This is a genomic window from Pseudoblastomonas marina (assembly GCF_014641655.1).
GTDB lineage: Bacteria > Pseudomonadota > Alphaproteobacteria > Sphingomonadales > Sphingomonadaceae > Alteriqipengyuania_A > Alteriqipengyuania_A marina.
Genome location: NZ_BMID01000001.1, coordinates 2,307,229 through 2,329,240 on the forward strand (window position 1 = coordinate 2,307,229; position 22,012 = coordinate 2,329,240).

Annotated in this window: 20 protein-coding genes; 10 read left to right on the top strand and 10 right to left on the bottom strand. The window is 66.5% G+C overall.

Annotation, left to right across the window (positions count from 1 at the left end; genetic code table 11):
• The first annotated feature begins 73 nt into the window (after positions 1 to 73).
• From IEW49_RS11300 to IEW49_RS11320, 5 genes are all read left to right on the top strand, one after another.
• A complete protein-coding gene (locus tag IEW49_RS11300) occupies positions 74 to 412 on the top strand; it encodes a peptidoglycan endopeptidase (RefSeq protein WP_229658181.1) in 339 nt (112 codons plus the stop codon).
• A gap of 13 nt (positions 413 to 425) precedes the next feature.
• Positions 426 to 2,591, top strand: a complete 2,166-nt coding sequence (locus IEW49_RS11305; protein ID WP_188642749.1) for a GTA baseplate fiber-binding domain-containing protein — start codon at positions 426 to 428, stop codon at positions 2,589 to 2,591.
• Between the two features lie 27 nt (positions 2,592 to 2,618).
• Positions 2,619 to 3,077 (top strand): DUF2793 domain-containing protein, encoded by a 459-nt coding sequence (locus IEW49_RS11310; protein WP_188642750.1) that lies wholly within the window; start codon positions 2,619 to 2,621, stop codon positions 3,075 to 3,077.
• A 187-nt stretch (positions 3,078 to 3,264) separates the two neighbouring features.
• Entirely contained in the window at positions 3,265 to 4,374 is a 1,110-nt protein-coding gene (locus tag IEW49_RS11315; protein WP_188642751.1) for an OmpA family protein, read from the top strand.
• 130 nt (positions 4,375 to 4,504) lie between these two features.
• Complete coding sequence (locus IEW49_RS11320) at positions 4,505 to 5,032, top strand: superoxide dismutase family protein (RefSeq protein ID WP_188642752.1); 528 nt, start codon at positions 4,505 to 4,507, stop codon at positions 5,030 to 5,032.
• Positions 5,033 to 5,050: 18 nt separating this feature from the next.
• Here IEW49_RS11320 and IEW49_RS11325 read toward each other — a convergent pair whose 3' ends face one another.
• The 6 genes from IEW49_RS11325 to IEW49_RS13225 form a co-directional block, all read right to left on the bottom strand.
• The gene (locus IEW49_RS11325; RefSeq protein WP_188642753.1) at positions 5,051 to 6,697 is read right to left on the bottom strand and encodes an MFS transporter; all 1,647 of its coding nucleotides are present in this window, start codon (positions 6,695 to 6,697) and stop codon (positions 5,051 to 5,053) included.
• A gap of 14 nt (positions 6,698 to 6,711) precedes the next feature.
• Complete coding sequence (queC, locus tag IEW49_RS11330; protein WP_188642754.1) at positions 6,712 to 7,395, bottom strand: 7-cyano-7-deazaguanine synthase QueC; 684 nt, start codon at positions 7,393 to 7,395, stop codon at positions 6,712 to 6,714.
• Positions 7,396 to 7,430: 35 nt separating this feature from the next.
• A complete protein-coding gene (hslO, locus tag IEW49_RS11335; RefSeq protein ID WP_229658182.1) occupies positions 7,431 to 8,360 on the bottom strand; it encodes an Hsp33 family molecular chaperone HslO in 930 nt (309 codons plus the stop codon).
• Positions 8,357 to 9,286 carry an ornithine carbamoyltransferase gene (argF, locus tag IEW49_RS11340; protein ID WP_188642755.1) on the bottom strand — a complete coding sequence of 310 codons (930 nt, stop codon included), beginning with the start codon at positions 9,284 to 9,286 and terminating at the stop codon, positions 8,357 to 8,359. Before argF ends, hslO begins: the two co-directional genes overlap by 4 nt.
• The gene (locus tag IEW49_RS11345; RefSeq protein WP_188642756.1) at positions 9,286 to 10,473 is read right to left on the bottom strand and encodes an aspartate aminotransferase family protein; all 1,188 of its coding nucleotides are present in this window, start codon (positions 10,471 to 10,473) and stop codon (positions 9,286 to 9,288) included. Before IEW49_RS11345 ends, argF begins: the two co-directional genes overlap by 1 nt.
• 120 nt (positions 10,474 to 10,593) lie before the next feature.
• The gene (locus IEW49_RS13225) at positions 10,594 to 11,400 is read right to left on the bottom strand and encodes a cold-shock protein (protein WP_188642757.1); all 807 of its coding nucleotides are present in this window, start codon (positions 11,398 to 11,400) and stop codon (positions 10,594 to 10,596) included.
• Between the two features lie 266 nt (positions 11,401 to 11,666).
• Between IEW49_RS13225 and IEW49_RS11355 the strand changes: the two genes are divergently transcribed.
• Positions 11,667 to 12,086: a protein tyrosine phosphatase family protein gene (locus IEW49_RS11355; RefSeq protein WP_188642758.1), complete on the top strand. Its 420-nt coding sequence runs from the start codon at positions 11,667 to 11,669 to the stop codon at positions 12,084 to 12,086.
• 10 nt (positions 12,087 to 12,096) lie between these two features.
• Here the strand turns inward: IEW49_RS11355 and IEW49_RS11360 are convergent, their stop codons facing one another.
• The gene (locus IEW49_RS11360) at positions 12,097 to 13,536 is read right to left on the bottom strand and encodes an amidohydrolase (RefSeq protein ID WP_188642759.1); all 1,440 of its coding nucleotides are present in this window, start codon (positions 13,534 to 13,536) and stop codon (positions 12,097 to 12,099) included.
• 81 nt (positions 13,537 to 13,617) lie between these two features.
• On the opposite strand from IEW49_RS11360, the gene IEW49_RS11365 reads away from it, so the two are divergent.
• The 3 genes from IEW49_RS11365 to IEW49_RS11375 are packed head-to-tail and all read left to right on the top strand — an operon-like array spanning position 13,618 to position 16,571.
• Entirely contained in the window at positions 13,618 to 14,019 is a 402-nt protein-coding gene (locus tag IEW49_RS11365; RefSeq protein WP_188642760.1) for a hypothetical protein, read from the top strand.
• A gap of 12 nt (positions 14,020 to 14,031) precedes the next feature.
• Positions 14,032 to 14,949, top strand: coding sequence for a sterol desaturase family protein (locus IEW49_RS11370; protein WP_188642761.1), 918 nt, complete (start codon positions 14,032 to 14,034; stop codon positions 14,947 to 14,949).
• Between the two features lie 35 nt (positions 14,950 to 14,984).
• Positions 14,985 to 16,571 carry a GMC family oxidoreductase gene (locus tag IEW49_RS11375; RefSeq protein ID WP_188642762.1) on the top strand — a complete coding sequence of 529 codons (1,587 nt, stop codon included), beginning with the start codon at positions 14,985 to 14,987 and terminating at the stop codon, positions 16,569 to 16,571.
• 3 nt (positions 16,572 to 16,574) lie between these two features.
• On the opposite strand, the gene IEW49_RS11380 is transcribed toward IEW49_RS11375, so the two are convergent.
• Genes IEW49_RS11380 through IEW49_RS11390 form a run of 3 tightly spaced genes read right to left on the bottom strand, consistent with a single transcriptional unit; the run spans position 16,575 to position 19,503 of the window.
• Positions 16,575 to 17,270: an endonuclease/exonuclease/phosphatase family protein gene (locus tag IEW49_RS11380; protein WP_188642763.1), complete on the bottom strand. Its 696-nt coding sequence runs from the start codon at positions 17,268 to 17,270 to the stop codon at positions 16,575 to 16,577.
• Between the two features lie 35 nt (positions 17,271 to 17,305).
• Entirely contained in the window at positions 17,306 to 18,838 is a 1,533-nt protein-coding gene (locus IEW49_RS11385; protein WP_188642764.1) for a peptide chain release factor 3, read from the bottom strand.
• A gap of 53 nt (positions 18,839 to 18,891) precedes the next feature.
• A complete protein-coding gene (locus tag IEW49_RS11390; protein ID WP_188642765.1) occupies positions 18,892 to 19,503 on the bottom strand; it encodes a TetR/AcrR family transcriptional regulator in 612 nt (203 codons plus the stop codon).
• Between the two features lie 112 nt (positions 19,504 to 19,615).
• Here IEW49_RS11390 and IEW49_RS11395 point away from each other — a divergent pair, with 112 nt between their 5' ends.
• The gene (locus tag IEW49_RS11395) at positions 19,616 to 21,997 is read left to right on the top strand and encodes a TonB-dependent receptor (RefSeq protein ID WP_188642766.1); all 2,382 of its coding nucleotides are present in this window, start codon (positions 19,616 to 19,618) and stop codon (positions 21,995 to 21,997) included.
• Positions 21,998 to 22,012 lie beyond the last annotated feature (15 nt).

Sequence of the window (22,012 nt, forward strand, 5' to 3'; positions counted from 1 at the left end):
CCCGCCCGACGCGCTGGCCCAAGCCGCCCGCGCGCTCGTCGGAACGCCGTTTCGCCCGGGTGGACGGGACCCTGTGACCGGACTCGACTGCTTCGGCTTGCTCCATGCCGCACTGGTCGCGATCGGCATCCAGCCGTCGCTGCCCGCGACCCACCGGCAGCGCAAGCTTGCCTTGCCCGATCTCGACCCGTGGCTTGTCGCCAATCGTCTCGTCATCGCGCAGGCGCCTGCGATTGCAGGCGATGTGATGCTGCTGCGCTGCGGTCCCGCCCAGCCGCATTGCGCGATCCTTACCCTGGCCGGCTTCGTCCATGCCCATGCCGGCCTACGTCGGGTCGTCGAAACCCCCGGCATGCCCCCGTATCCCCTGCTCTCCCACGCGCGTCTCGACACCCGTCGGGGCACCGATTGAAAGGTCCCCGAACATGGCGACACTCGCCCTCACCGCCGTCGGCACGCTGGTCGGCGGCCCGCTTGGCGGTGCAATCGGCGCGCTGGCCGGGCGCGCGATCGACAGCGCGTTCATCGGCTCGACATCGCGCGAAGGCCCGCGTCTCGCCGAACTGGCGCTGTCCACCTCGAGCTACGGCCAGCCGATCGCGCAGGTGCACGGCACGATGCGCGCCGGCGGGTCGATCATCTGGGCGACCGACCTGCGCGAGGACAGCACGGTCGAGGGAGACGGCAAGGGGCGACCGAGCACCACCACCTATTCCTATTCGGCGAGTTTCGCGGTGGCGCTGTCGAGCCGACCGATCGTTCGGCTCGGACGGGTCTGGGCGGACGGCAACCTACTGCGCGGCGCGGCCGGCGACCTCAAGGTCGGCGGAACGATCAGGGTTCACTCCGGTGGGGCCGACCAGTTGCCCGATCCGTTGATCGCGGCGGACAAGGGCGCGAGCTGCCCCGCCTTTCGGGGGATCGCCTATGCCGTGTTCGAGGACCTCCAGCTGGCCGATTACGGCAACCGGATTCCCGCGCTTTCGTTCGAGATTGTCGCAGACGACGGCGCGATCTCGCTGGCCTGGCTCGCGGGCGGCGCGGTCGACGGGAATGCGGTCGCGCTCGACGCGTTCGGCGGTTTCGCGCTCGAGGGAGCTCCGGTCGCCGCGCTCGAAACCCTAGCGCAACTTGTGCCGATGGATTGCGACGGCGCGGGCGACCGGCTGGCCGTTCGGGCGTCGGGAACCGCCATCCCGGTTCCGCTCTCGGCCCCGGCCCGCGCCCGGGGCGAGGACCGCTTCGCTCCCGCGACCGGGCAGTCACGGCGACGCCTGCCGCCGGACCGGCGGTCGCTCGGTGCCCTGCGCTATTACGATCCCGCGCGCGACTACCAGCCGGGCCAGCAACGCGCGCCCGGGCCGGTGCCCGATGGCGAGCCGCAGGTCCTCGAAGTGCCCGCAGCGCTCCATGCCGCCGATGCTCGCGCGCTGATCGCCGCCGCCGCACGCCGTCAGACCAACGGGCGCGAAATGCGGTTATGGCGCGACGCGACGCTCGATCCGGGCCTCGGACCCGGGAGCGTCGTGACATTGCCCGACGAGCCCGGCCTGTGGCGGGTCGCGGGCTGGGAATGGCGCGCCGAGGGTGTCGAATTCGAGCTGGTGCGCATGGTGCCCGGTGATGTCGCGGCGATCGCCGCCAGCCCCGGCCAAGGTCCGACGCTGCCCGACCACCCGATGCCACCGACCTGGATGTCGGCGTTCGAGCTTCCGTGGGACGGTTACGGCGATGGTGCGGCCCCGCGCGTTCATGCGGCGCTCTCGGCCGACCATGCCCTGTGGTCGGGAGCCGCACTCTTCGCGGTCGAACCCGGCGGCGCATTGCGTTCGCTCGGAGCAAGCGGGCGACGCCGCGCGATCGCGGGAACGACGCTCGATCCCCTGCCCCCCGGATCCTCCATACTGTTCGACCGGGCAGCGCGTGTGCGGGTGCAATTGCTCGATCCCGAATTCGCTCTCGCCTCGGCGACCCCCGAGCTGCTGGCCTTTGGGGACAATCGTGCCCTGATCGGCAGGGAAATCGTGCAGTTCGCCTGCGCCGAACCGCTCGGCGGGGGCGTCGTCGAACTCTCGGTCCTGCTGCGCGGCCGCGGAGGAACCGAGCACCTGACGCTCGATCACGCCGCCGGCGAACGCTTCGTCCTGCTCGACGGTGCCGGGCTTGCAATCGATCCCGCGCGGCTCGGCGGCGAAGGCGAACTCGCCGCGATCGGGCTCGCGGATCCGGACCCGGTAACGGGATCGATCGCCAATGCGGGAATTTCGACCCGCCCGCTTTGCCCGGTCCACCCTCGCCTTCGGATCGCCGCCGACGGATCACTCGAATGGCGCTGGACCCGGCGCGCGCGCGGCGCGTGGGCGTGGCGCGACGAGGTCGACGTACCGCTCAACGAACAGGTCGAGGCCTACCAGGTTGGCTTTGGCGATCCCGACATGCCGGTGGCGCGGTGGGATGTCGCCGCGCCGGTCTTCACCCTCTCTGCTTCGGAGCTGGCCGTGCTGGGCGAGGTCGCGCCCGCGGGGCGCTTTTTCGTCCGGCAGAGCGGCGACCATGCAATGTCGCTGCCGCTGCTCCTGCCCCGTCCCTGATCCGAAACCGACCTCTGGAGGCCCCCGATGACCGATCCACTCACCTTTGCCGATTCCAGTCCGCGCTGGTCGCTCCCGCTGCTGTTCCCCGGGCAGGCCCAGAAAGAGATCTTCGTCAACGAAGCGCTCGCCAGGCTCGACGCGCTGCTTCATGCGGTGGTCGAGGGTGAGGCCGCCACCCCGCCCGCTTCGCCGGTGGAAGGCGAGGCCTGGATCGTCGCGCCGGGCGCCTCGGGAGCATGGCTAGGGCAGGATGGCACGCTCGCCTGCCGCCAGAGCGGACAATGGCTGTTCCTCGCGCCAACCGAAGGGATGCTCGCCTTCGATCGCGGGGCCGGACAACGCCGACTTTTTAGCGGAGGCTGGAGCGCCGCACCCACTGTTCCGGCGGCCGCCGGCGGCACGACAATCGACACCGAAGCCCGCGCGGCGATCGGGGCCATTGTTGCAGCATTGTCACACTATGGATTGATCTCGGAAAGTTGAGGAACGCGATCCCCTCCGTGCGGTTATTTCCCAGTCCGCCCGGGCAACCGGAGACACGATGGACGGAATTGGCGGGAAACCGCGTTGTTTGTGCAACACCCGGTCCGTTTGTCTGCTTGCGTCGGCAATTTTATGTCGATAGTAAGACGGCTGCTCGGTGGCAATAATCGCTAAAGGGGAATATTAAATGCGTAAACTTGTAATAGGGATGGCGATGGCTTCCACTGCCCTCGCGACGCCTTCGATGGCGCGCGACGGTGCGTGGTATGTCGGCATCGACGGCGGCGTTTCGCTGTTCGAAGATCTCGACATCGCCGCAACGCCCGCAGCAGCTGGTGCCGGCTACACTGCCGATGCCGACCATGAATATGGCTACGATTTCGGCGGCCGTGTCGGCTACGATTTCGGTGCGTTCCGTCTCGAAGCGGAAGCCAGCTATCGTGGCGCCGATCCGGACACGATCCGCGTCGCCGGCGTGAACTACGACGGTACCGTTGTTGGCACGGAACCGGCTGGCGACACCGAATCGCTGAGCTTCATGCTCAACGGCCTGCTCGACTTCGGCCCCGATGACGGCCTCCAGGGCTATGTCGGTGGTGGTGTCGGTATCGCCCGTACCAGTGTCGACGTCGCTACGGTCCTCACCGGCCAGCTCGTCGATGACAGCGATTCGGGCTTCGCCTGGCAGATCCTTGCCGGCGTCCGCGCTCCGCTGACCGACAGCATCGACGTCGGCCTGCGCTATCGCTTCTTCAACCACGACAACGTTGACCTCGTGGCGACCAACGGCGACGCCCTGGCGACCGAGCTGCGCACGCACAGCTTGATGGGCAGCTTCATCTTCAACTTCGGTGGCGCGGAAGCTCCGCCTCCGCCCCCGCCGCCCCCGCCGCCCCCGCCGCCGCCGCCTCCGCCGCCGCCGCCCCCGCCTCCGCCGCCGCCTCCGCCGCCGGCAGTGTGCAACACGGGTCCGTACATCGTGTTCTTCGAGTGGGATCAGTCCGATCTTACCGCCGATGCACAGGGCGTCCTCAACCAGGCTGTCAGCGCCTATCGCAACTGCGGTACCGCGACTGTCATGCTGGCGGGTCACACCGACACCTCGGGTTCGCAGGCCTACAACATGGGTCTCGCCGAGCGTCGTAACGACTCGGTCCGTTCCTACCTCAGTGCCAATGGCATCCCGGGTGGCCGGATCACCAGCGAAGCCTTCGGCGAAACGCAGCTGCGCGTTCCGACCGCGGACGGTGTCCGCGAGCTTCAGAACCGCCGTGTGGAAATCAAGTACGCACCGTAAGCGGTACGGATTTGATCCAAAGATCGAGGGGCCGGAGCAATCCGGCCCCTTTTTCGTTGTCCTCTCGAAACCCGCGCGCAATCGGCGCGCTGCCTGCTATCTCAGAGCCCATCACGAGAGAGGACCAATCATGACCGCACGCATTCTCGCCACCGTCGCCGCCGCCACCGCACTCACCGGGTGCATGAGCTTCGGCGACGTTCCTACCGCCCGGGTCGGGCAGGCCACGCTGAGCTATGCCAATGGGGCGCCCGCCGGCACGGTCCAATTGCTGGAAAGCGGCAATCGACTGCGCGTCACTGCGGCAGTCGTGGGCGCGCCGGAGGGCGTGCACGGCTTCCATCTACACCAGACCGGAACTTGCGCCCGCCCCGATTTCACGAGCGCAGGCGGACATCTCAATCCCGAAGGCAAGAACCACGGCACGCTCGATCCCGACGGCGCGCATCTCGGCGACCTGCCCAACTTGATTGTTGCCGCGGATGGAACCGGGACGATCGACGCAATGCTGAGCGGTGACCGCGCCGACGCGATCGCTGCGATCTTCGATGCCGATGGCACCGCCGTGGTGCTCCACGCCGGGGCCGACGATTACAAGACAGACCCGAGCGGCGACGCTGGCTCGCGGATTGCCTGCGGGGTCGTCTCCCCGACCTGATCGGCCGGAGCGCGGCGCCTAGTTCCCGACCTGCTCGCCCGCCTCGCGCGCGCGCTCGATCAGGGTCGCGCCCGCGGCGGGAACGAGCTTGAGCGCCGCGAACAGCAGCACCAGCCCGAACGGTACTGCGATCAGCGTCGACAGCACGCCCAGCGAGAGATCATCGCCGTTCGTGGCCGAAACGTAGCCGGCCATGAACGGGCCGAGCCCGAGACCGATCAGCGTGGTCGAGAGAAAGAAGGTCGCGGTCGCCAGCCCCCGCATGCGCGGCAGCACCAGCGCCTGGCTCGACGCGGCCGCCGCACCCAGCGCCGAGGCGCTGAGCATCTGCGCGAAGAAGCTCGCGACGTAGAACACCGGCAGGCTCGCTGTGGTGTAGGCGATCCAGATCGCCGGGATAGGCACGACGAGGCCGAACAGGATCACCCAGACACGCCCGTTCTCGCGCCGCTCGAGCAGGAAGTCCGCGATCCGCCCGCCGAGGATCACGCCGAGGAAACCGGCGACCGCCGACGGCGCGCCGAGGAACCAGCCGAGATCGGACTTGTCCGCACCCAGCGCGCGTTCGGCATAGGGTGCGCCCCAATAGCTCGCCGAATAGGCCATGAAGGCGACCGTACCGTAGCCGAGTACGACGCACAGGAAGGCCGGCGATCCCCAGGTCAGGCGGAAGGTAGGCAGGTCACGCGCCTTCAAGCCCATCGCCCAGCTGAACACGGCGTAGTAGCCGACCCCGAGGAACAGCCACTGATCCGAAATGAAGCCGGGCATGCCAAAGGCCGACATCAGCGCCGAGCCCGATGGCACGGCTTGCGAAAGCGCCCACGCGAGCACGCCGAAGCCGACAAGCCCGGCGAGGTTGATCACCAGTGCCGAAGTTCCGCGCGAGGCGGCGCCGAAGATGGTGAAGGGCGGGATGACCTGAAACAGTTCGCGGAAGAAACCGCGGAACGGCTGCGGATCCTCGGGCGTGGGCAGTCCGTCGATCGCACCGCGTACCGGTTCTTTCAGCGTCAGCACCCAGATTGCCAGCAGCAGGCCCGGCAGGCCGACCGCAACGAAGGCCGCTTGCCAACCCGCGAGGCCCAGCGGCCCGCCATCGGGATAGGCGGCGTTCCAGTTCTCGACGATCAGCCCGCCGATCAGCAGCGAGATGCCGCCGCCGATGTAAAGGCCCGAGGAATAGATCGAAAGTGCCGTGGCGCGCAGCCGCGCCGGAAACCAATCCGAGATCAGCGAATAGGCCGAGGGGCTCGCGGTCGCCTCGCCCACGCCCACGCCGATCCGCGCTACGGTGAGCGTGGCGGCGTTCTTGGCGAAGCCCGACAGTGCCGTCATCGTCGACCATAGCGCGAGGCCCAGCGCCATCAGCCGGGTGCGTTTCCAGCTGTCGGCGAGGCGCCCGAGCGGGATGCCGAACAGGGCGTAGAACACCGCGAAGGCGGTGCCGTAGAGAAAGCCTAGGTAATCGTCTTCGACATTGAGGTCGGCCTTGATGTCGTTGGCGAGGATCGAGAGGATTTGCCGGTCGACGAAATTGAGGACGTAGACCAGCACGAGGACGCCGAGCGCGTACCAGCTATAGGCCGGCACCTTGTCCTGGGCACCCTTCGGCGCAGGCGCGGTTGCCGGCGCCATTGCCGGATCACGTGTGTCTTCGGCCATTATTTCCCTCCCGATCAAACCGCGTAATGCGTTGTATCCTCAATCCCGGCTTCGTCCATCCCCGCCTTGCGCAATCGGCAGGAATCGCATTCGCCGCAAGCCGCTCCGTCGGGCTGCGGATCGTAGCACGACCAGCTCATCGCCGGGTCGAGCCCGAGCCGCGCGGCCTCGGCGGCGATCTGCGCCTTGGTAAGATGCTGCAATGGTGCATGGAGCGTGAAGTGCTCGCCCTGGTCGCCCGCCTTGGTTGCGATCTGCGCGAGCCGTTCGAATCCGTCGATGAATTCGGGACGGCAATCGGGGTAGCCCGAATAATCGAGCGCGTTGACGCCGATATAGATGTCGCGCCCGCCCAGCGCCTCGGCCCAGCTCAGCGCGAGCGATAAGAACAGCAGGTTGCGCGCGGGCACGTAGGTGACGGGAATGTCCTCGCCGACGCCTTCCTTCGGCACCTCTATATCGGCGGTCAGCGCCGACCCGCCGAACAGCCGCATGTCGAGCGGGACGACTTGATGGTCGTTTATGTCGAGGTGCCGTGCAATCGCCTTCGATGCCTCGATCTCGACCCGGTGCCGCTGCCCGTAATCGACCGTCAACGCGTGCACTACGTACCCCGCTTCCTGCGCGATCGCGGCGCAGACCATCGAATCGAGTCCTCCCGAAAGCAGGACGACAGCGTGTTTGGCAGGACCGGTCATGACACCCGGCTAATGGGGCGAGCGTCGCTTGGCAATCAGCCGAATTCGGCCGGGTCGATCGCGAAGCGCTTCGAGCAGAACGCGCAATCTACACCGATTGCGCCGTCATCGCCGACCATTTCCGCGCGCTCGTCTTCCGGGAAGCGCGACAGCACGGTACGGTAATGCTCGATCGTGCAGCGGCAGCCGCGCGCGAGCGCCGGTCCCTTCTCTACCCGCACCTCGTCCTCCTCGTGGAACAGCCGCCACAGCAGCGCTTCCTGCGAGATTTGCGGATCGAGCAGTTCGGCATGGGTCAGGCTGCCCGCCATCACCGCGACATGCTCCCATTCGGGATGGTCGAGACGGACATGCAACCGCTCGCGCCCTTCCTCGCCTTCGGGCAGATGCTGGACGAGGAACCCGCCGGCAACGCAGCCCTGGTCACCCGAACGCGTCGCGACCCGGATCAGGGTCGGCAGCTGTTCGGACTGTCGGAAATAGGATTCACAGGCCTCGGCGAGCGAATCCCCTTCGAGCGGGACGATCCCTTGGTAGCGCTGGCGTTGCTTTCCGACCTCGAAGGTTATCGCCAGGAAGCCCTCGCCGAACAATGCCGCTAGCGAGGGGTTGCTGCCCAGCGCGGCGACCGCTGCCGGGTCGTGATCGACATAGCCGCGCACCTCGCCGCCCCGGTAGTCGCACACCAGCAACGCGACCGCGCCGTCCTTGGTCTGCGCCTGCATCGTCAACTGATCGCTTTCGCCCTTGAGCAGCGACCCCATCAGCGCGACGAGCGTCAGCGCTTCGGCAAGCAGGTGGGTGATCGGGGCAGGATATGCATGTGCGGAAAGCACCGTGTCGAGCACCGGGCCGAGTCGCACCATACGGCCGCGCGCGTGGCGTTCGGGAATGGTGAAGGTCAGGACGCGATCGAACCCCGTCTCGCCGTTTTCGATCAACATGTTTTCCGGGATCTCGCTCATAGCTGGCCGAAGCACCAGCGGAGGATCGATTTCTGCGCGTGGATACGGTTTTCCGCTTCGTCGAAGACGATCGATTGCGGGCCCTCGAACACCTCTTCGCTGACCTCGTCGCCGACATGCGCGGGCAGGCAATGCAGGAACACCGCGTTGTCGTTCGCGCGCGCCATCAGCGCCGCGTCCACCCGGTAGGGCTCCATCGCCGCGAGCTTGGCCTCCGCATGCTCCTGCCCCATCGACACCCAGGTATCGGTGACGAGGACGTCAGCGCCATCAGCGGCAGCTCCGGCATCGCCGGTAAGCGTGATCGTCACGCCCTTCTCGCGGGCGGCGGCGACGAAGCCTTCGTCAGCCTCATAGCCCTCCGGCGTGGCGATTCGCAGGTTTAACTTCATCAGCCCCGCCGCCTCGATGATCGAGTTGAGAACATTGTTACCGTCGCCGAACCATGCGACCTCGAGTCCCGGCAGTTGCTTCCCGTGCTCGACGAGCGTGAGCAGGTCGGCGACGATCTGGCAGGGGTGCGAGCGATCGGTCAGGCCGTTGATCACGGGGACGCTCGCGAAACGGGCCATCTCCTCCACCTTGGCGTGATCGTCGGTGCGAAGCATGATCGCGTCCGCCATCCGGCTCAGCACCCGCGCAGTATCGGCGATGCTTTCGCCGCGACCGAGCTGGCTCGAGGCGCTGTCGAGCACGAAGGCGCTGCCGCCGAGCTGGCGCATGCCGATGTCGAAACTCACGCGGGTGCGGGTCGAGTTCTTCTCGAACACCATGGCGAGCACATGCCCGTCGAGCGGCGCGTCGCTGTCGACGCGCCCCCTGGGCCAGCCCGCCCGTGCTTCCTTGCGATCGATCGCGTCGCCGATCATCGCCGCGATCGCGTCTCCGCCCGCGTCCCCGAGATCGAGGAAATGGCGAGCCCCCATCAGTCTTCCGGGATCTCGTAACTCGCCGCGCCGGCGGAGAGCTTGTCGAAGAATTCGTCGATCTCGGCGTCGCCGATAACCAGCGGGGGCAGCACCCGCAGCGTCTGGTCGCCCGCGGCCACGGTCAGCAGCTGGTGGTTGTCTCGCAGGTGCTGGAAGAACGGCCGGCTCTCGACCTTCATGCGGATGCCGAGCATCAGCCCGCGCCCGCGGACGAAGTCGAACAATTCGGGATAATTTCCGATGAACTGTTCGAGCCGGCTGCGGATCCGCTCGCCCTTCTCGCGCACTTCGGCGAGGAATTCGTCGTTCGCGACCGCTTCCATCACCGCCATGCCCGCCGCCATCGCGAGCGGGTTGCCGCCATAGGTCGAGCCGTGGGTTCCGAAGGTCATGCCCCGCGCGGCCTTTTCGGTCGCGAGGCAGGCGCCGAGCGGGAAGCCGCCGCCAATCCCCTTGGCGGTGGCGAGGATGTCGGGCTCGATGCCGTATTGCTCGTAAGCGTAGAGCGTGCCGGTGCGCGCGACGCCGCACTGGACTTCGTCGAGCACGAGCATGAGATCGTGTTCGTCGCACAGCGCCCGCAGGCCCTGCAGGAATTCTTCGGACGCGGGGCGGATGCCGCCCTCGCCCTGGATCGGTTCGACGAGGAAGCCAGCGGTGTGCGGCCCCATTTGGGCCTTGGCGCTCTCGAGGTCGTCAAACTCGGCATATTTGAACCCGGCGAGCATCGGGTAGAACCCCTTGTGCATCTTCTCCTGGTTCGAGGCGCTGATCGTCGCCATCGTGCGACCGTGGAAGGCGTTCTTGAAGGTGATCAGCTCGTAGCGTTCCTCGTTCCCGGCGTGCTGGTGATAGGCGCGCGCGGTCTTGATCGCGGTCTCGACCGCCTCCGCTCCGGAATTGGTAAAGAAGGCGGTGTCGGCAAAAGTGTGATCGACCAGCTTCTGCGCCAGCGCCTCGCCCTGCGGGCTGCCATAGAGGTTGGAGACGTGCATCAGCGTCGCGGCTTGGCGCTGGATCGCGCCGATCAGGCCTTCGTGGCTGTGGCCGAGCAGGTTGACCGCGATGCCGCTGGCGAAGTCGAGATAGCGCGTGCCGTCCTCGTCGATCAAATGGCAGTGGTCGCCGCGCACGGGGCGCACGCCGCAGCGGGGATAGACGGGCATCAACGGGGCGATCGACATGGGCGGGACGGCTCCTCTCACCAAAGCGCAAAAGCAAATGGCGGCCCCCTGTGGGACCGCCATTCAGGCCTCTAGGCCTGCGCCGCTACGGGGTCAAACCCGCCGTGCGGCGCGATGCGATCAGTCGTTGACGGGCACCAGGTTGACGGCCGAGAACTTGCCGCGGCGATCGACTTCGATATCGAATTCGTAGCGCTCGCCTTCGTCGATCCCCGACAGGCCCGAACGCTCGACCGCACTGATATGGACGAAGGCATCGTCCTTCCCGTCGTCGCGCGTGAGGAAGCCGAAGCCCTTCATCGAATTGAAGAACTTGACCGTGCCGGTCGCCTTCTCGCCGGTCAGCTGGCGCCGCGGAGCCTCGTCGCGGTCGCGCGCGGGGCGCGATTCGACCGGAATCACGTCGCCGACGACCTGGAGATCGGCCGCCGAGACCTTGCCGCCGCGATCGACGAGGTTGAATTCGAGTTCCTGGCCCTCGGCCAGCCCTTCGAGACCCGCGCGTTCGACCGCGCTGATGTGCACGAACACGTCGTCGCCGCCGGTTTCCTGCTGGATGAAGCCGAAGCCCTTCTGCGAATTGAAGAACTTGACCGTGCCCTTGCCGGTGCCGACGACCTGGGCGGGCATGCCGCCGCCGCGCGGGCCACCGCCACTGCCACCGCCGCCACGGAAGCCACCGCCTCCGCCGCCGCCGCCGAAGCCGCCACGATCGCCGCCGCGGTCGTTGAAACCGCCGCCGCCGCCGCGGTCCTGCCAGCCGCCACCGCCGCCGTATCCGCCGCGATCGCCGCCACCACGATTGCCGTAGCCGCCGCCACCGCCGCCGCCAAAATCACCACCACCGCCGAAGGGATCGAAACCTTCTTCGCCGATATTGTCTCGTTTGTCGCGACCTCGTCCCCGACGGCCTTTATCGTAACCCATTAAATCTCAACGCCTTCGTCCTGCCCATAAACTCGCGCAAATCCGGCCCCGGGCTGGGCACGAATCGCATTGGGTAAAGTCACAATCAGGCGTAACCTTCCCCCCAACAAACCCTGTGCATAACTTAACCTTGCACAGAATCCCACTGATATTCGAATTTTGCCTTTCGACAACGTCAATCGTGGCATTTGTGCCGCGCGCACACACGCTTGATCGAGATCCGGTCACACACCATCTATGCGGGGAATCGCCAGCGAGGAAATCCCATGAGCACGTTCAAGCCCTTGTCCGATACGGTCTTCACCAGCCCCCAGGTCGATCCGTCCGACCTCGCCGAAGCGAAGGCGCAGGGCATCACGCTCGTGGTCAACAACCGTCCGGACGACGAAGAGGCCGGGCAGCCGGCAGGTGCCGAGATCGAGGCTGCGGCCAGGACGCTGGGGCTCGATTACGTCGCGATACCCATTTCGGGCACTTTCGAGGCCGCGAAGGTCGACGCGATGCGCGACGCGCTAGCCAAGAACGACGGCAAGACGCTCGCCTTCTGCCGTTCGGGCACGCGCTCGGCGCATCTGTGGGGCCTCGCCGAGGCCCGCGATGGCTCCCCGCTCGACGCAATCAAGCAAGCCGGCGCGGACGCCGGATACGATCTCTCCCGCCTCGACGCCCTCCTCGCGCAGCTCTGATCGCGAGGCCCTATTTGCGGTAGTCGAGCGGCGGATCGCGATCGCCGAGCAGCGAGACGTATTCGTAATCCTCGCCCCGCGCGGCATCGAATTCGGCCCGCGCCGCGGCGCGCAGCGCAGGGTCGGTGAACAATTCGGCCGCGATCAGCGCCAGCGCCTTGGCCGCGACCTGCGTGCCCTTGATCCCGATCGAGGAACCGCTCGCGGCAACCGCCTGCCAGCTATGTGCCGAAGTGCCCGGGACCCAGGTCGCGGTGCGCACGCCGACGGTCGGGGTGGCCCAGGACACGTCGCCGACATCGGTCGAGCCGTAGCCGAGCGTGACGTCGTAGGGCTGGATCTCACCTGCTTCGGCGAGCGGCGGTGCATCCGCGCCCAGCGTCTCGCGGAGCTGCGCGGCGTAGGCGCGCTCTTGTTCGGTGTAGTCGACTCCGCCGACCTCGCGCAGCTTGGCATCCATCACCTTAGCCAACGTTTCGTTGACCAGTAGCGGGTTGTTGCCGTGGATGATCTCCCAGTCGACCGTGGTCCCGGTGCCCATCGCGGCGCCCTTCGCCGTATCCTCTAGGCGGGCCCACAGCGCGCGGACCTCGTCGGCGTCTGAATGTCGCACATAATAGAACACTTCGGCGAAATCGGGGATCACGTTGGGGGCCGCGCCGCCCTCGGTGATCACGTAATGGATGCGCGTGTCCATGCTGGTGTGCTCGCGCATCATGTTGACCATCATGTTCATCGCCTCGACCCCGTCGAGCGCGCTGCGCCCGCGCTCGGGCGCGCCGGCGGCGTGGGCCGACACCCCGCGAAAGCGGAACTTGGCCGAACGGTTGGCGAGGCTGGTGCGCGCCGCCGCGCTGTTCTCGTCGCCGGCATGCCAGTGCAGGGCGATGTCGACATCGTCGAACAGGCCCGCGCGGGTCATGTAGACCTTGCCCGAACCGCCCTCCTCGGCCGGGGTCCCGTAGAGCCGGACGCGGCCCGGCGTGCCGGTCGCCTCGAGCCATTGCGCGGTGGCGATGGCCGCGGTGAGCGAGCCGGCGGCGAAGAGGTTGTGCCCGCAGGCATGGCCAGCGCCGAGTTCAGATGGCTCACGCGTCGGCGAGGCCGTCTGGCTGATCCCCGGCAGCGCGTCGTATTCGGCGAGGATCGCGATCACCGGCCCGCCCGATCCGAATTCGGCGGTGAACGCGGTCGGGATGTCGGCCACCCCTTCCTCGATCCGGAAGCCCGCCTCGCGCAATTGCGATTTGAGCAGATCGGCGGAGCGCTCTTCCTGGTAACCCAGTTCGGCCCATTGCCAGATCTGCAACGCGGTTTCCTGCGTGCGCGCGAATTCAGCCTCGACCAACGCGGCCGGATCGGGGGCGGCCTCCTGCGCCTGGGCATCTGCGATAGGCGCGATCGCGGGCGTGGCGAGTAATATCGCCGCGGCGACGGTGAATGGTTTCATCGGCTGCTTCTCCCTTTGGCCCATTACCTGCCCCACCACGCGCCACTTGGAAAGCCCCCGGAGATTGGGCAGAGAAGGCAGATGGATATCCCGCCCACCCTGCTGCAGTTCGCCGGTTCGCTCGCCGCGATTCTCGCGCTCAGCTGGCTGGTGTGGAAGCTCGACCTGGGCGGCGATGAGCGCATCCGCGACGAGGAGCACGCCCGCCGCCTCGCCGATGAGCAGTTGCACGGCTACGAACCCACGGAAATCGCGATCGACCGGTCGGGCTATGGCGCGATCATGCGCGATGCCACGGGCCGGGTGATGGTGCTGCGGCGCCATGGCGCGCATTTTGCCGGTCGCCTCCTGACCGGCCACGCGACCTGCCGGCTCGACCAGCGCCAGTTGACGATCGGGACCGACGACAAGCGCTTCGGCACGGTCACGCTCGATCTCGGCGACCGCGCCGGCCATTGGGCGGCGAGCCTTCGCCGGTTATAAGGGTCGCCGAGCATGCCCGATCTCAATCCGACCGAACTCGCCGTACCCGGCTTCGTCCTGCTCGTACTGATCGAGATGGTCTGGGCGTGGAAGAAGCGCCCGACCAGCTACGAACCGCGCGATACGCTCACCAGCCTGTCCTTCGGGCTCGGCAGCACGGTGGCGGGGCTGTTGACGGGCGGGTTCTTCCTCGCGCTGTTCCTCGCCGCGTGGGAATATCGCCTGTTCGACATCGGCTGGGTGTGGTGGGCGTGGATCGCCTGTTTCGTGCTCGACGACCTCGCCTATTACTGGATTCATCGCTTCGGCCACCGCGTGCGCTGGTTCTGGGCCAGCCATGTGAACCACCATTCCTCCCAGCACTACAATCTCAGCACCGCGCTGCGACAGACCTGGACCGGGTTTCTGACGCTCGGATTTGCCTTCAAGCTGCCGCTCGTCCTGCTCGGCTTCCACCCGGTGATGATCGTGATCTGCGGCGGCTTCAACCTGATCTACCAGTTCTGGATCCATACCGAGGCGATAGGCAAGATGCCGCGCTGGTTCGAGGCGGTGATGAACACGCCGAGCCATCATCGCGTCCACCACGCGACCAATCCGCGCTATCTCGACCGCAATTACGCGGGCGTCTTCATCGTCTGGGACAGGATGTTCGGCACCTTCGAGGAGGAACGCCCCGAAGAGGAGGACATCCGTTACGGCATCGTCAAACAGCTCGGCAGCTTCAACCTGCTATGGGCGGTGTTCCACGAATGGATCGGGATCGTGCAGGATATGTGGCGCGCGCCGTGGAAGCACAAACTGTCCTACCTGCTGCGCCCGCCCGGCTGGACGCATGACGGCAGTCGCGAGACCTCTGACCAGATTCGGGCGCGCTGGCAGGCCCGGCATCCCGAAGGACATGACAAGTCGGGCGTTGCCGAGACTTAATCGCGCGCTTAAACCTTCGTCTAGAGGAGAGGGTTTTGGACACATTCGATATCATCGTCGTGGGTGGCGGCAGCGCGGGAAGCGCGGTTGCCGCGCGGCTGGCCGAGGATCGCGACCGCAGCGTGTGCCTGCTCGAGGCGGGCCCGCGCAACAACGACTGGCGCGTGCGCACGCCGGGCATGATGCCGTTCCTGCGCGGATCGCAGAACTACCGTTACGACACGGTCCCGCAGAAGGGGTTGAACGGTCGCGTCGGCTACCAGCCGCGCGGACGCGGGCTCGGCGGGTCGTCGGCGATCAATGCGATGATCTACATCCGCGGCAACAAGTGGGATTACGACAATTGGGCGCAGCTCGGCTGCGACGGCTGGGCCTATGAAGATGTGCTGCCCTATTTCAGGCGCAGCGAGCACAATGTCCGCGGAGAAAGCGAATATCACGGCGGCAGCGGGCCGCTCTACGTGTCGGACCAGCTCTGGCCCAACCCGGCGAGCCGCCATTTCGTCGAGGCCGCCGCCGCGCTCCAGATGCCCGAGACGCGCGATTTCAACGGCGAGCGACAGGAAGGCTTCGGGCTCTACCAGGTCACGCAGAAAAACGGCGAGCGCTGCTCGGCTGCGCGGGCCTATATCGAGCCTCGCCGCGAGCAGGACAATCTCGATATCCGCACCGGCGTGCTGGTCGAGAAACTGGTGATCGAGGACGGTCGGGTCACCGGGGTCGCGATCAAGCGCGGCTTCCGGCGCGAAGTGGTGAGGGCGCGCGGCGGCGTAGTGCTGTCGGCCGGCGCGTTCAACTCTCCGCAGATCCTGATGCTATCAGGGATCGGCCCCGCCGATCACCTGCGCGAACACGGGATCGCGGTGGTCGACGACAGGCCCGCCGTCGGTTCGGACCTGCAGGACCATATCGATTACGTCTCGAGCTGGGAGACCGACAGCCACGTACCGATCGGCGATTCGCGCGAAGGCACGGTGCGCACGCTGAAGGCGATGCTCGAACACCGCCGCCACAAGACCGGCATGATGACCACGCCCTATGCCGAGAGCGGCGGGTTCTGGACCGTCGCCGACGGCGCGCCGGCCCCCGATATCCAGTGGCATTTCGTCCCCGCCATGCTCGAGGATCACGGACGCGAAAAGGTGAAGGGTCACGGTTTCTCGCTTCACGCCTGCGTGCTGCGCCCCGAAAGCCGCGGCACGGTGCGGCTGGCGAGCGACCGTGCGAAGGACGCCCCCGCGATCGATCCCAATTTCCTCGACGACGAGCGCGACATCGCAACCTTGCGCGCAGGCGTGCGCCTGTCGCATCGGATCGTCGAGGGTGCCGCGCTGCAACGCTACAATCCACGCGATCGCCACCCGGTCGATCTCGGCGACGACGATGCGCTCGACGAAATGATCCGCAACCGCGCCGACACCGTCTACCACCCGGTCGGCACCTGCCGGATGGGAAGCGACGAGAACAGCGTGGTCGATCCGAAGCTCAAGGCGCGCGGGGTCGACGGGCTGTGGATCGCCGATGCCTCGATCATGCCCCGGCTGGTCTCGGGCAACACCAATGCGCCGAGCATCATGATCGGCGAGAGGTGCGCGGATTTCGTAAGAGAAGCGCTGAACTAAGATTTATCTCAATTCGATCTCGGCCACGATCGGTAGGTGGTCCGAGGCCTGGAGCGACAATTCGCTCAGATGCACATGCGTCGAGATGCAGTGCCATTCGGGCGAGATCACGATCCGGTCGAGGCAGGCGATCGGACGGCGCGTGGGGAAGGTCGGGCCGGTCTGGCAGACGTGCCAGGGCCCCTCGAATTCCTGCATCGCACCGCTGCGGTCGCCCCACTGGTTGAAATCGCCCATCAGCACCGCGGGCGGATCGCCGTCGCTGTCGGCAAGATGGTTGAGCACGGTACGGATCTGCTGGCGACGGCGCAGGCCCGATAGGTCGAGATGCATGCCGATCACGCGCACGGTGGCCTCGCCGACGTGGAAATCGGCGCGCACCGCGCCGCGCGGCTCGAGCGTGGGTAACTCGACGTTCTTGACCGCCGGCACCCCGTATTCCGGACGCGCGATGATGGCGTTGCCGTGCCAGCCGAGGCTCGGCGTCGCCGGGTTGCAATCGACCGCCTGCCAGCCGGCTTCGAACAATGCCATCTCGGAGAGGATCGCGTCGCGCGTGCCGAAGCGCTTGTCGGCTTCCTGCAGTGCGACGATATCGGCGTCGATTTCCTTGAGCACCGCCAGGATGCGCTCGGGATCGCGGCGCCGGTCGAGCCCCACTCCCTTGTGAATATTCCAGCTCGCGACGCGGATCTGCATATCCGCTCGAACGGTAACCACCGGTGCGCGGTTCCTCAACGTTCCTTGGTGGCGCTGAAGGTCAGGTCGGGGTGCTTTTCCTGCTGGTAATTCACGTCCCAGGCGCTCTTCGCCATGAACACGAGGTCGCCGTCGCGGTCGCGCGCCAAGTTGGCGCGGTTGAAATCCTCGAACTGGCGGACGCCGTCGTCAGACCCGGTGACCCAGCGCGCCGTATCGAACGGCGCGGCCTCGAGCGCGGCGTCGACCTTGTATTCGGCCGCCAGCCGCGAGACGAGCACTTCCAATTGCAGCTGGCCGACCACGCCGACGATGTGCTGTGCGCCGAGCTCGGGGTAGAAGACCTGGATCACGCCTTCCTCGGAAAGGTCGTCGAGCGCCTTGCGCAATTGCTTGGTCTTGGTCGGGTCCTTGAGCTGGACACGGCGCAGGATCTCGGGCGCGAAGTTGGGTAGGCCGGTGAAGCGCACCGTGTCCTTCTCGCTCAGCGTGTCACCGACACGCAAGGTACCGTGATTGGGAATACCGATGATGTCGCCCGGAAGGGCGGTGTCGGCAATCTCGCGATCCTGCGCGAAGAACATGATTGGCGAGTGCACCGCGATTGGCTTGCCCAGCCCCGAAGGCGTGAGCTTCATGCCGCGCCTGAAGGTCCCGCTCGCCATCCGCATGAACGCGATCCGGTCGCGGTGGTTGGGGTCCATGTTGGCCTGGACCTTGAAGATGAACCCGGTGACCTCGTCGCGGGTCGGTTCGACGAAACCCTCGTCCGAAGGCTGCGGGCGCGGCGGCGGCGCGTATTGCGCCAGCGCCTCGATCAGCTCGGTCACGCCGAAGCTCTTCAGCGCAGAACCGAAATAGACCGGCGTCAGGTCGCCACTGCGATAGGCGTCGATGTCGAATTCGGGATAGCCGATCTTGGCGAGTTCGATCTCCTCGGCAAAGCGATCGGGGATTTCGGGTTCGCAATCGCGCTTGCCTGCGAATTCCTTCGACGGGCCTTCGGGCCGCGCGACGCAGCCGGTGGCGAAATCGAGCACGCCTTCGAACTCGCCGCCCATGCCGACCGGATAGGCCTGCGGACTGACGTCGAGCGCGAGCATGTCGGCGATCTCGTCGAGCAGTTCGAACACCGGCCGGCCTTCGCGGTCGACCTTGTTGACGAAGGTGATGATCGGCACGCTGCGCAGGCGACAGACCTCGAACAGCTTGCGCGTCTGCGGCTCGATGCCCTTGGCGGCATCGATCACCATGACCGCCGAATCGACGGCGGTCAGCGTGCGATAAGTGTCTTCGGAGAAGTCTTCATGGCCCGGTGTGTCGAGCAGGTTGAACGTGATTCCGTCACGCTCGAAGGTCATCACCGAGCTCGTCACCGAGATCCCGCGCTGCTGCTCGATCTTCATCCAGTCCGAACGCGCGCGTCGCGCCTGGCCGCGCGCCTTGACTTCGCCGGCGAGGTGGATCGCGCCGCCCTGCAGCAGGAGTTTCTCGGTCAGCGTCGTCTTGCCCGCGTCGGGATGCGAGATGATCGCGAAGGTGCGGCGGTTTGAAATGGCGTCGGTCATGATTGCGCCGCGCCGCCTAGCGGGCGCAGCGCCGCAAGGCCAGCGCGAAACGCCTAGCGGGCCAGCCCCTTTGCAATCAGCGCATTGGCGATCCGCGCGACCTCGCCCACCGGGCGGTCCTCGTCCATCACCCCGAATTTGAGGCCGAGGAACACGTTCATCCCCATCAGCGCCCAGGCGTGCACTTCGTCGATCGGGCCGGAGATCGCGCCCTCGGCGGCGGCTTCCTGCAACCGTTCGAGGATACGCGCGGCGGTGCGCTCGTAATGCTCGCGCCAGCTGTCGGGCGCGACGAATTCGGCCTCGTCGATGATGCGATAGATTTCCTTATGGTCGCGGGCGAAGCCGAGGAAGGCCTCGAGCGCGGCGCCTTCGCGCCCGACCGGATCCTCGATCCCGGCGATCGCGGGCGCGACCGCGTCCTTCACCCGGCCCGACATGTCGCGCACCAGCGCGCGGAACAGCGCGTCCTTGCTGTCGAAATAGGTGTAGAACGTGCCCAACGCCACGCCCGCGCGCTTGGTGATCGAGACGATCGAGCTTTCGTGAAATCCCCGCTCGCCGAATTCGGCCTCCGCCGCATCGAGCAGGGCGCGCTGGGTCTTGCGCCCGCGCGCGGTCCGCGGGGTCTTGTCTGCGCTCTTCTCCGCTGCCGCGTCGGCCATCGTCACTCTCCAGGAAACGGGCCCCTGCAATTACAAGTTGAAACCCGGTTCAACTTTCAGCATAAGGACGAACGAGCGGCGGTCAAGCCGCCACGATTGAGGGAGAGGATCAATGAATTTCGCGAGCAAATCGCTGCGCCGCGCGCTGCTGACCGGGATCGCCGCCGCGCCTTTCATGGCTTTCGCAAGCCCCACCGTCGCGCAGGATGCGCAAGGCGAGGACGACAGCGCCACCGAGGCCCAGGGCGAAGTGGTGCCCGAAGGCAATCGCGTGATCGTAACCGCGCGCCGCCGCGAGGAACAGCTCGTCGACGTGCCGATTGCGATCACCGCCTATTCGGCCGACCAGCTCCAGCTCTCGGGCGCGCAGGACATCACCGAAATCGGCCAGACCACCCCCAACGTCACGCTCGAGCCCTCGCGCGGGACCAATTCGACGCTGTCGGCCTTCATTCGCGGCGTGGGGCAGCAGGATCCGGTGTCGGGCTTCGAACAGGGCGTCGGCATCTATCTCGACGACGTTTACCTCAACCGTCCGCAGGCCGCGGTGCTCGACATCTACGATATTGAGCGGATCGAGGTGCTGCGCGGCCCGCAGGGCACGCTCTACGGTCGCAACACCGTCGGCGGCGCGGTCAAGTATGTGAGCCGCAAGATCGACGACGAGCTCTCGATCCGCGGCCGCGCCACCTATGGCGAGTACAACCAGCTCGACGGCGTCGTTTCGATCAGCGGTCCGGTGAGCGGAGACGGTACGCTGCGCCTCGGTGCCGCCGCCGCGCGCCTCACGCGCGACGGGTTTGGAACCAACCTCACCACCGGCGAGGACAATTACGACAAGGACATCTGGGCGTTGCGCGTCTCGGGCGAAGTTCACACCGACGGGTTCTTCGCACGCCTCGCGGTCGATACGACCGACGACGATTCGAACGCCCGCGGCGGTACCCGGCTGATCCCCGGTCTGCTCAGCGGCGCGCCAATCCTCGACAATGTCTACGACACCCGCGGCGGGCTGGACGACCCGACGCAGGAAGTGAATTCCTTCGGCGTCGCGCTGTCGATGGAAGCCTATCTCGGCGATTCCGTGACCTTGCGATCGATCAGCGCCTATCGCGACGACGACAGCAATTCGCCGATCGATTTCGACGCCCTGCCGGCGGTAGATCTCGACGTGCCGGCCATCTACGTCAACGACCAGATCAGCCAGGAATTCCAGGTTCTCTACGAAACCGACCGGCTCAACGTGCTGGGCGGGTTCTACTTCCTCGATGCCAATGCGCTGACCGAGTTCGACGTCCGCATCTTCACGACCTTCCCGGGCCTCACCGCCTTCACCTCGGCCAATGTCGAGACCGAGACCTTCGCGGTGTTCGGGGACCTGACTTACGACCTCACCGACCAGCTAAGCCTGTCGGTCGGCGGGCGCTATACTTGGGACGAGCGCAGGGCGACGATCCTGCGCCAGAACTATCTCGGCGGCGGCTCGCCCACCTTCGGCGGCGCGGGCATCCCGTTCGGCGCACCGGGCACCGACTTCATCGGCTCGGCGAGCTTCGAGAAGTTCACCCCGCGTGCCAACCTCGCCTACCAGCCGACCCCTGACATGACGCTCTACGCGTCCTATTCGCAGGGCTTCAAGGGCGGCGGCTTCGACCCGCGCGGCGCGGGCTCCAACGCCCCCGACCTCGATAATGACGGCGTGCGTTCGGACGACGAGATCGCCGCCTTCCTCAGCTTCGCGCCCGAAAGCGTCGACAGCTACGAACTCGGCTACAAGGCCGCGCTGATGGACGGCAATCTCAACCTTGCCGTCGCCGCATTCCGAGCCGATTATACCGATGTCCAGATCCCCGGTTCGGTGGCCTGCACCGTCGGCGGCCTGCCCAGCTTCTGCGGGATTGTGTCGAACGCCGGCAAGGCCCGCTTCCAAGGCTTCGAAGGTGAATTCAACGCGAGTTTCGGGCAGGACTGGTACAATGACGGCAGCCGCATGATCGCGTCCGGCTCAGTCGGCTATATCGACGCCGAATATCTCGAATACATCACCGATATCGGCGGCACCCCGACCGACGTGGCCGAATTCCGCGAAGTGCAGAACACCCCCGAATGGACCGCCAGCGGCACGCTCGCCGCCGAAGCCCCGCTGGGCTCGGGCGAGCTCTATGCCGGTTTCACGCTGAGCTATCGCAGCAAGACCTACCAGTTCGAGATCCCGAACGAATATCTCGACCAGGACGGATACACGCTGATGGATGCGAGCATCGTCTATCGCAGCGAAGGCAATCGCTGGTCGATCGGGCTCTACGGCAAGAACCTGACCGACGAACGCTACAAGACCTCCGGCTACACCTTCGTGCGGACCGACCCGGTGACCGGCGCGATCCCGCTGGGTACCAACGGTTTCCCGATCCCGACGCTCGGCCCCGAAGGCACGCTGACTGCGTTCTACGGCGCACCGCGACAGGTCTTCGTGACGCTGACCTTCGACTACTGATCTCGATCTAGGATC

What these genes read in the sequence shown, in the direction of transcription:
- IEW49_RS11305 (WP_188642749.1), top strand. Translation starts at nt 426, where the DNA reads ATGGCGACACTCGCCCTCACCGCCGTCGGCACGCTGGTCGGCGGCCCG.
- IEW49_RS11310 (WP_188642750.1), top strand. Translation starts at nt 2,619, where the DNA reads ATGACCGATCCACTCACCTTTGCCGATTCCAGTCCGCGCTGGTCGCTC.
- IEW49_RS11315 (WP_188642751.1), top strand. Translation starts at nt 3,265, where the DNA reads ATGCGTAAACTTGTAATAGGGATGGCGATGGCTTCCACTGCCCTCGCG.
- IEW49_RS11320 (WP_188642752.1), top strand. Translation starts at nt 4,505, where the DNA reads ATGACCGCACGCATTCTCGCCACCGTCGCCGCCGCCACCGCACTCACC.
- IEW49_RS11325 (WP_188642753.1), bottom strand. Translation starts at nt 6,697, where the DNA reads ATGGCCGAAGACACACGTGATCCGGCAATGGCGCCGGCAACCGCGCCT.
- queC (WP_188642754.1), bottom strand. Translation starts at nt 7,395, where the DNA reads ATGACCGGTCCTGCCAAACACGCTGTCGTCCTGCTTTCGGGAGGACTC.
- hslO (WP_229658182.1), bottom strand. Translation starts at nt 8,360, where the DNA reads ATGAGCGAGATCCCGGAAAACATGTTGATCGAAAACGGCGAGACGGGG.
- argF (WP_188642755.1), bottom strand. Translation starts at nt 9,286, where the DNA reads ATGGGGGCTCGCCATTTCCTCGATCTCGGGGACGCGGGCGGAGACGCG.
- IEW49_RS11345 (WP_188642756.1), bottom strand. Translation starts at nt 10,473, where the DNA reads ATGTCGATCGCCCCGTTGATGCCCGTCTATCCCCGCTGCGGCGTGCGC.
- IEW49_RS13225 (WP_188642757.1), bottom strand. Translation starts at nt 11,400, where the DNA reads ATGGGTTACGATAAAGGCCGTCGGGGACGAGGTCGCGACAAACGAGAC.
- IEW49_RS11355 (WP_188642758.1), top strand. Translation starts at nt 11,667, where the DNA reads ATGAGCACGTTCAAGCCCTTGTCCGATACGGTCTTCACCAGCCCCCAG.
- IEW49_RS11360 (WP_188642759.1), bottom strand. Translation starts at nt 13,536, where the DNA reads ATGAAACCATTCACCGTCGCCGCGGCGATATTACTCGCCACGCCCGCG.
- IEW49_RS11365 (WP_188642760.1), top strand. Translation starts at nt 13,618, where the DNA reads ATGGATATCCCGCCCACCCTGCTGCAGTTCGCCGGTTCGCTCGCCGCG.
- IEW49_RS11370 (WP_188642761.1), top strand. Translation starts at nt 14,032, where the DNA reads ATGCCCGATCTCAATCCGACCGAACTCGCCGTACCCGGCTTCGTCCTG.
- IEW49_RS11380 (WP_188642763.1), bottom strand. Translation starts at nt 17,270, where the DNA reads ATGCAGATCCGCGTCGCGAGCTGGAATATTCACAAGGGAGTGGGGCTC.
- IEW49_RS11385 (WP_188642764.1), bottom strand. Translation starts at nt 18,838, where the DNA reads ATGACCGACGCCATTTCAAACCGCCGCACCTTCGCGATCATCTCGCAT.
- IEW49_RS11390 (WP_188642765.1), bottom strand. Translation starts at nt 19,503, where the DNA reads ATGGCCGACGCGGCAGCGGAGAAGAGCGCAGACAAGACCCCGCGGACC.
- IEW49_RS11395 (WP_188642766.1), top strand. Translation starts at nt 19,616, where the DNA reads ATGAATTTCGCGAGCAAATCGCTGCGCCGCGCGCTGCTGACCGGGATC.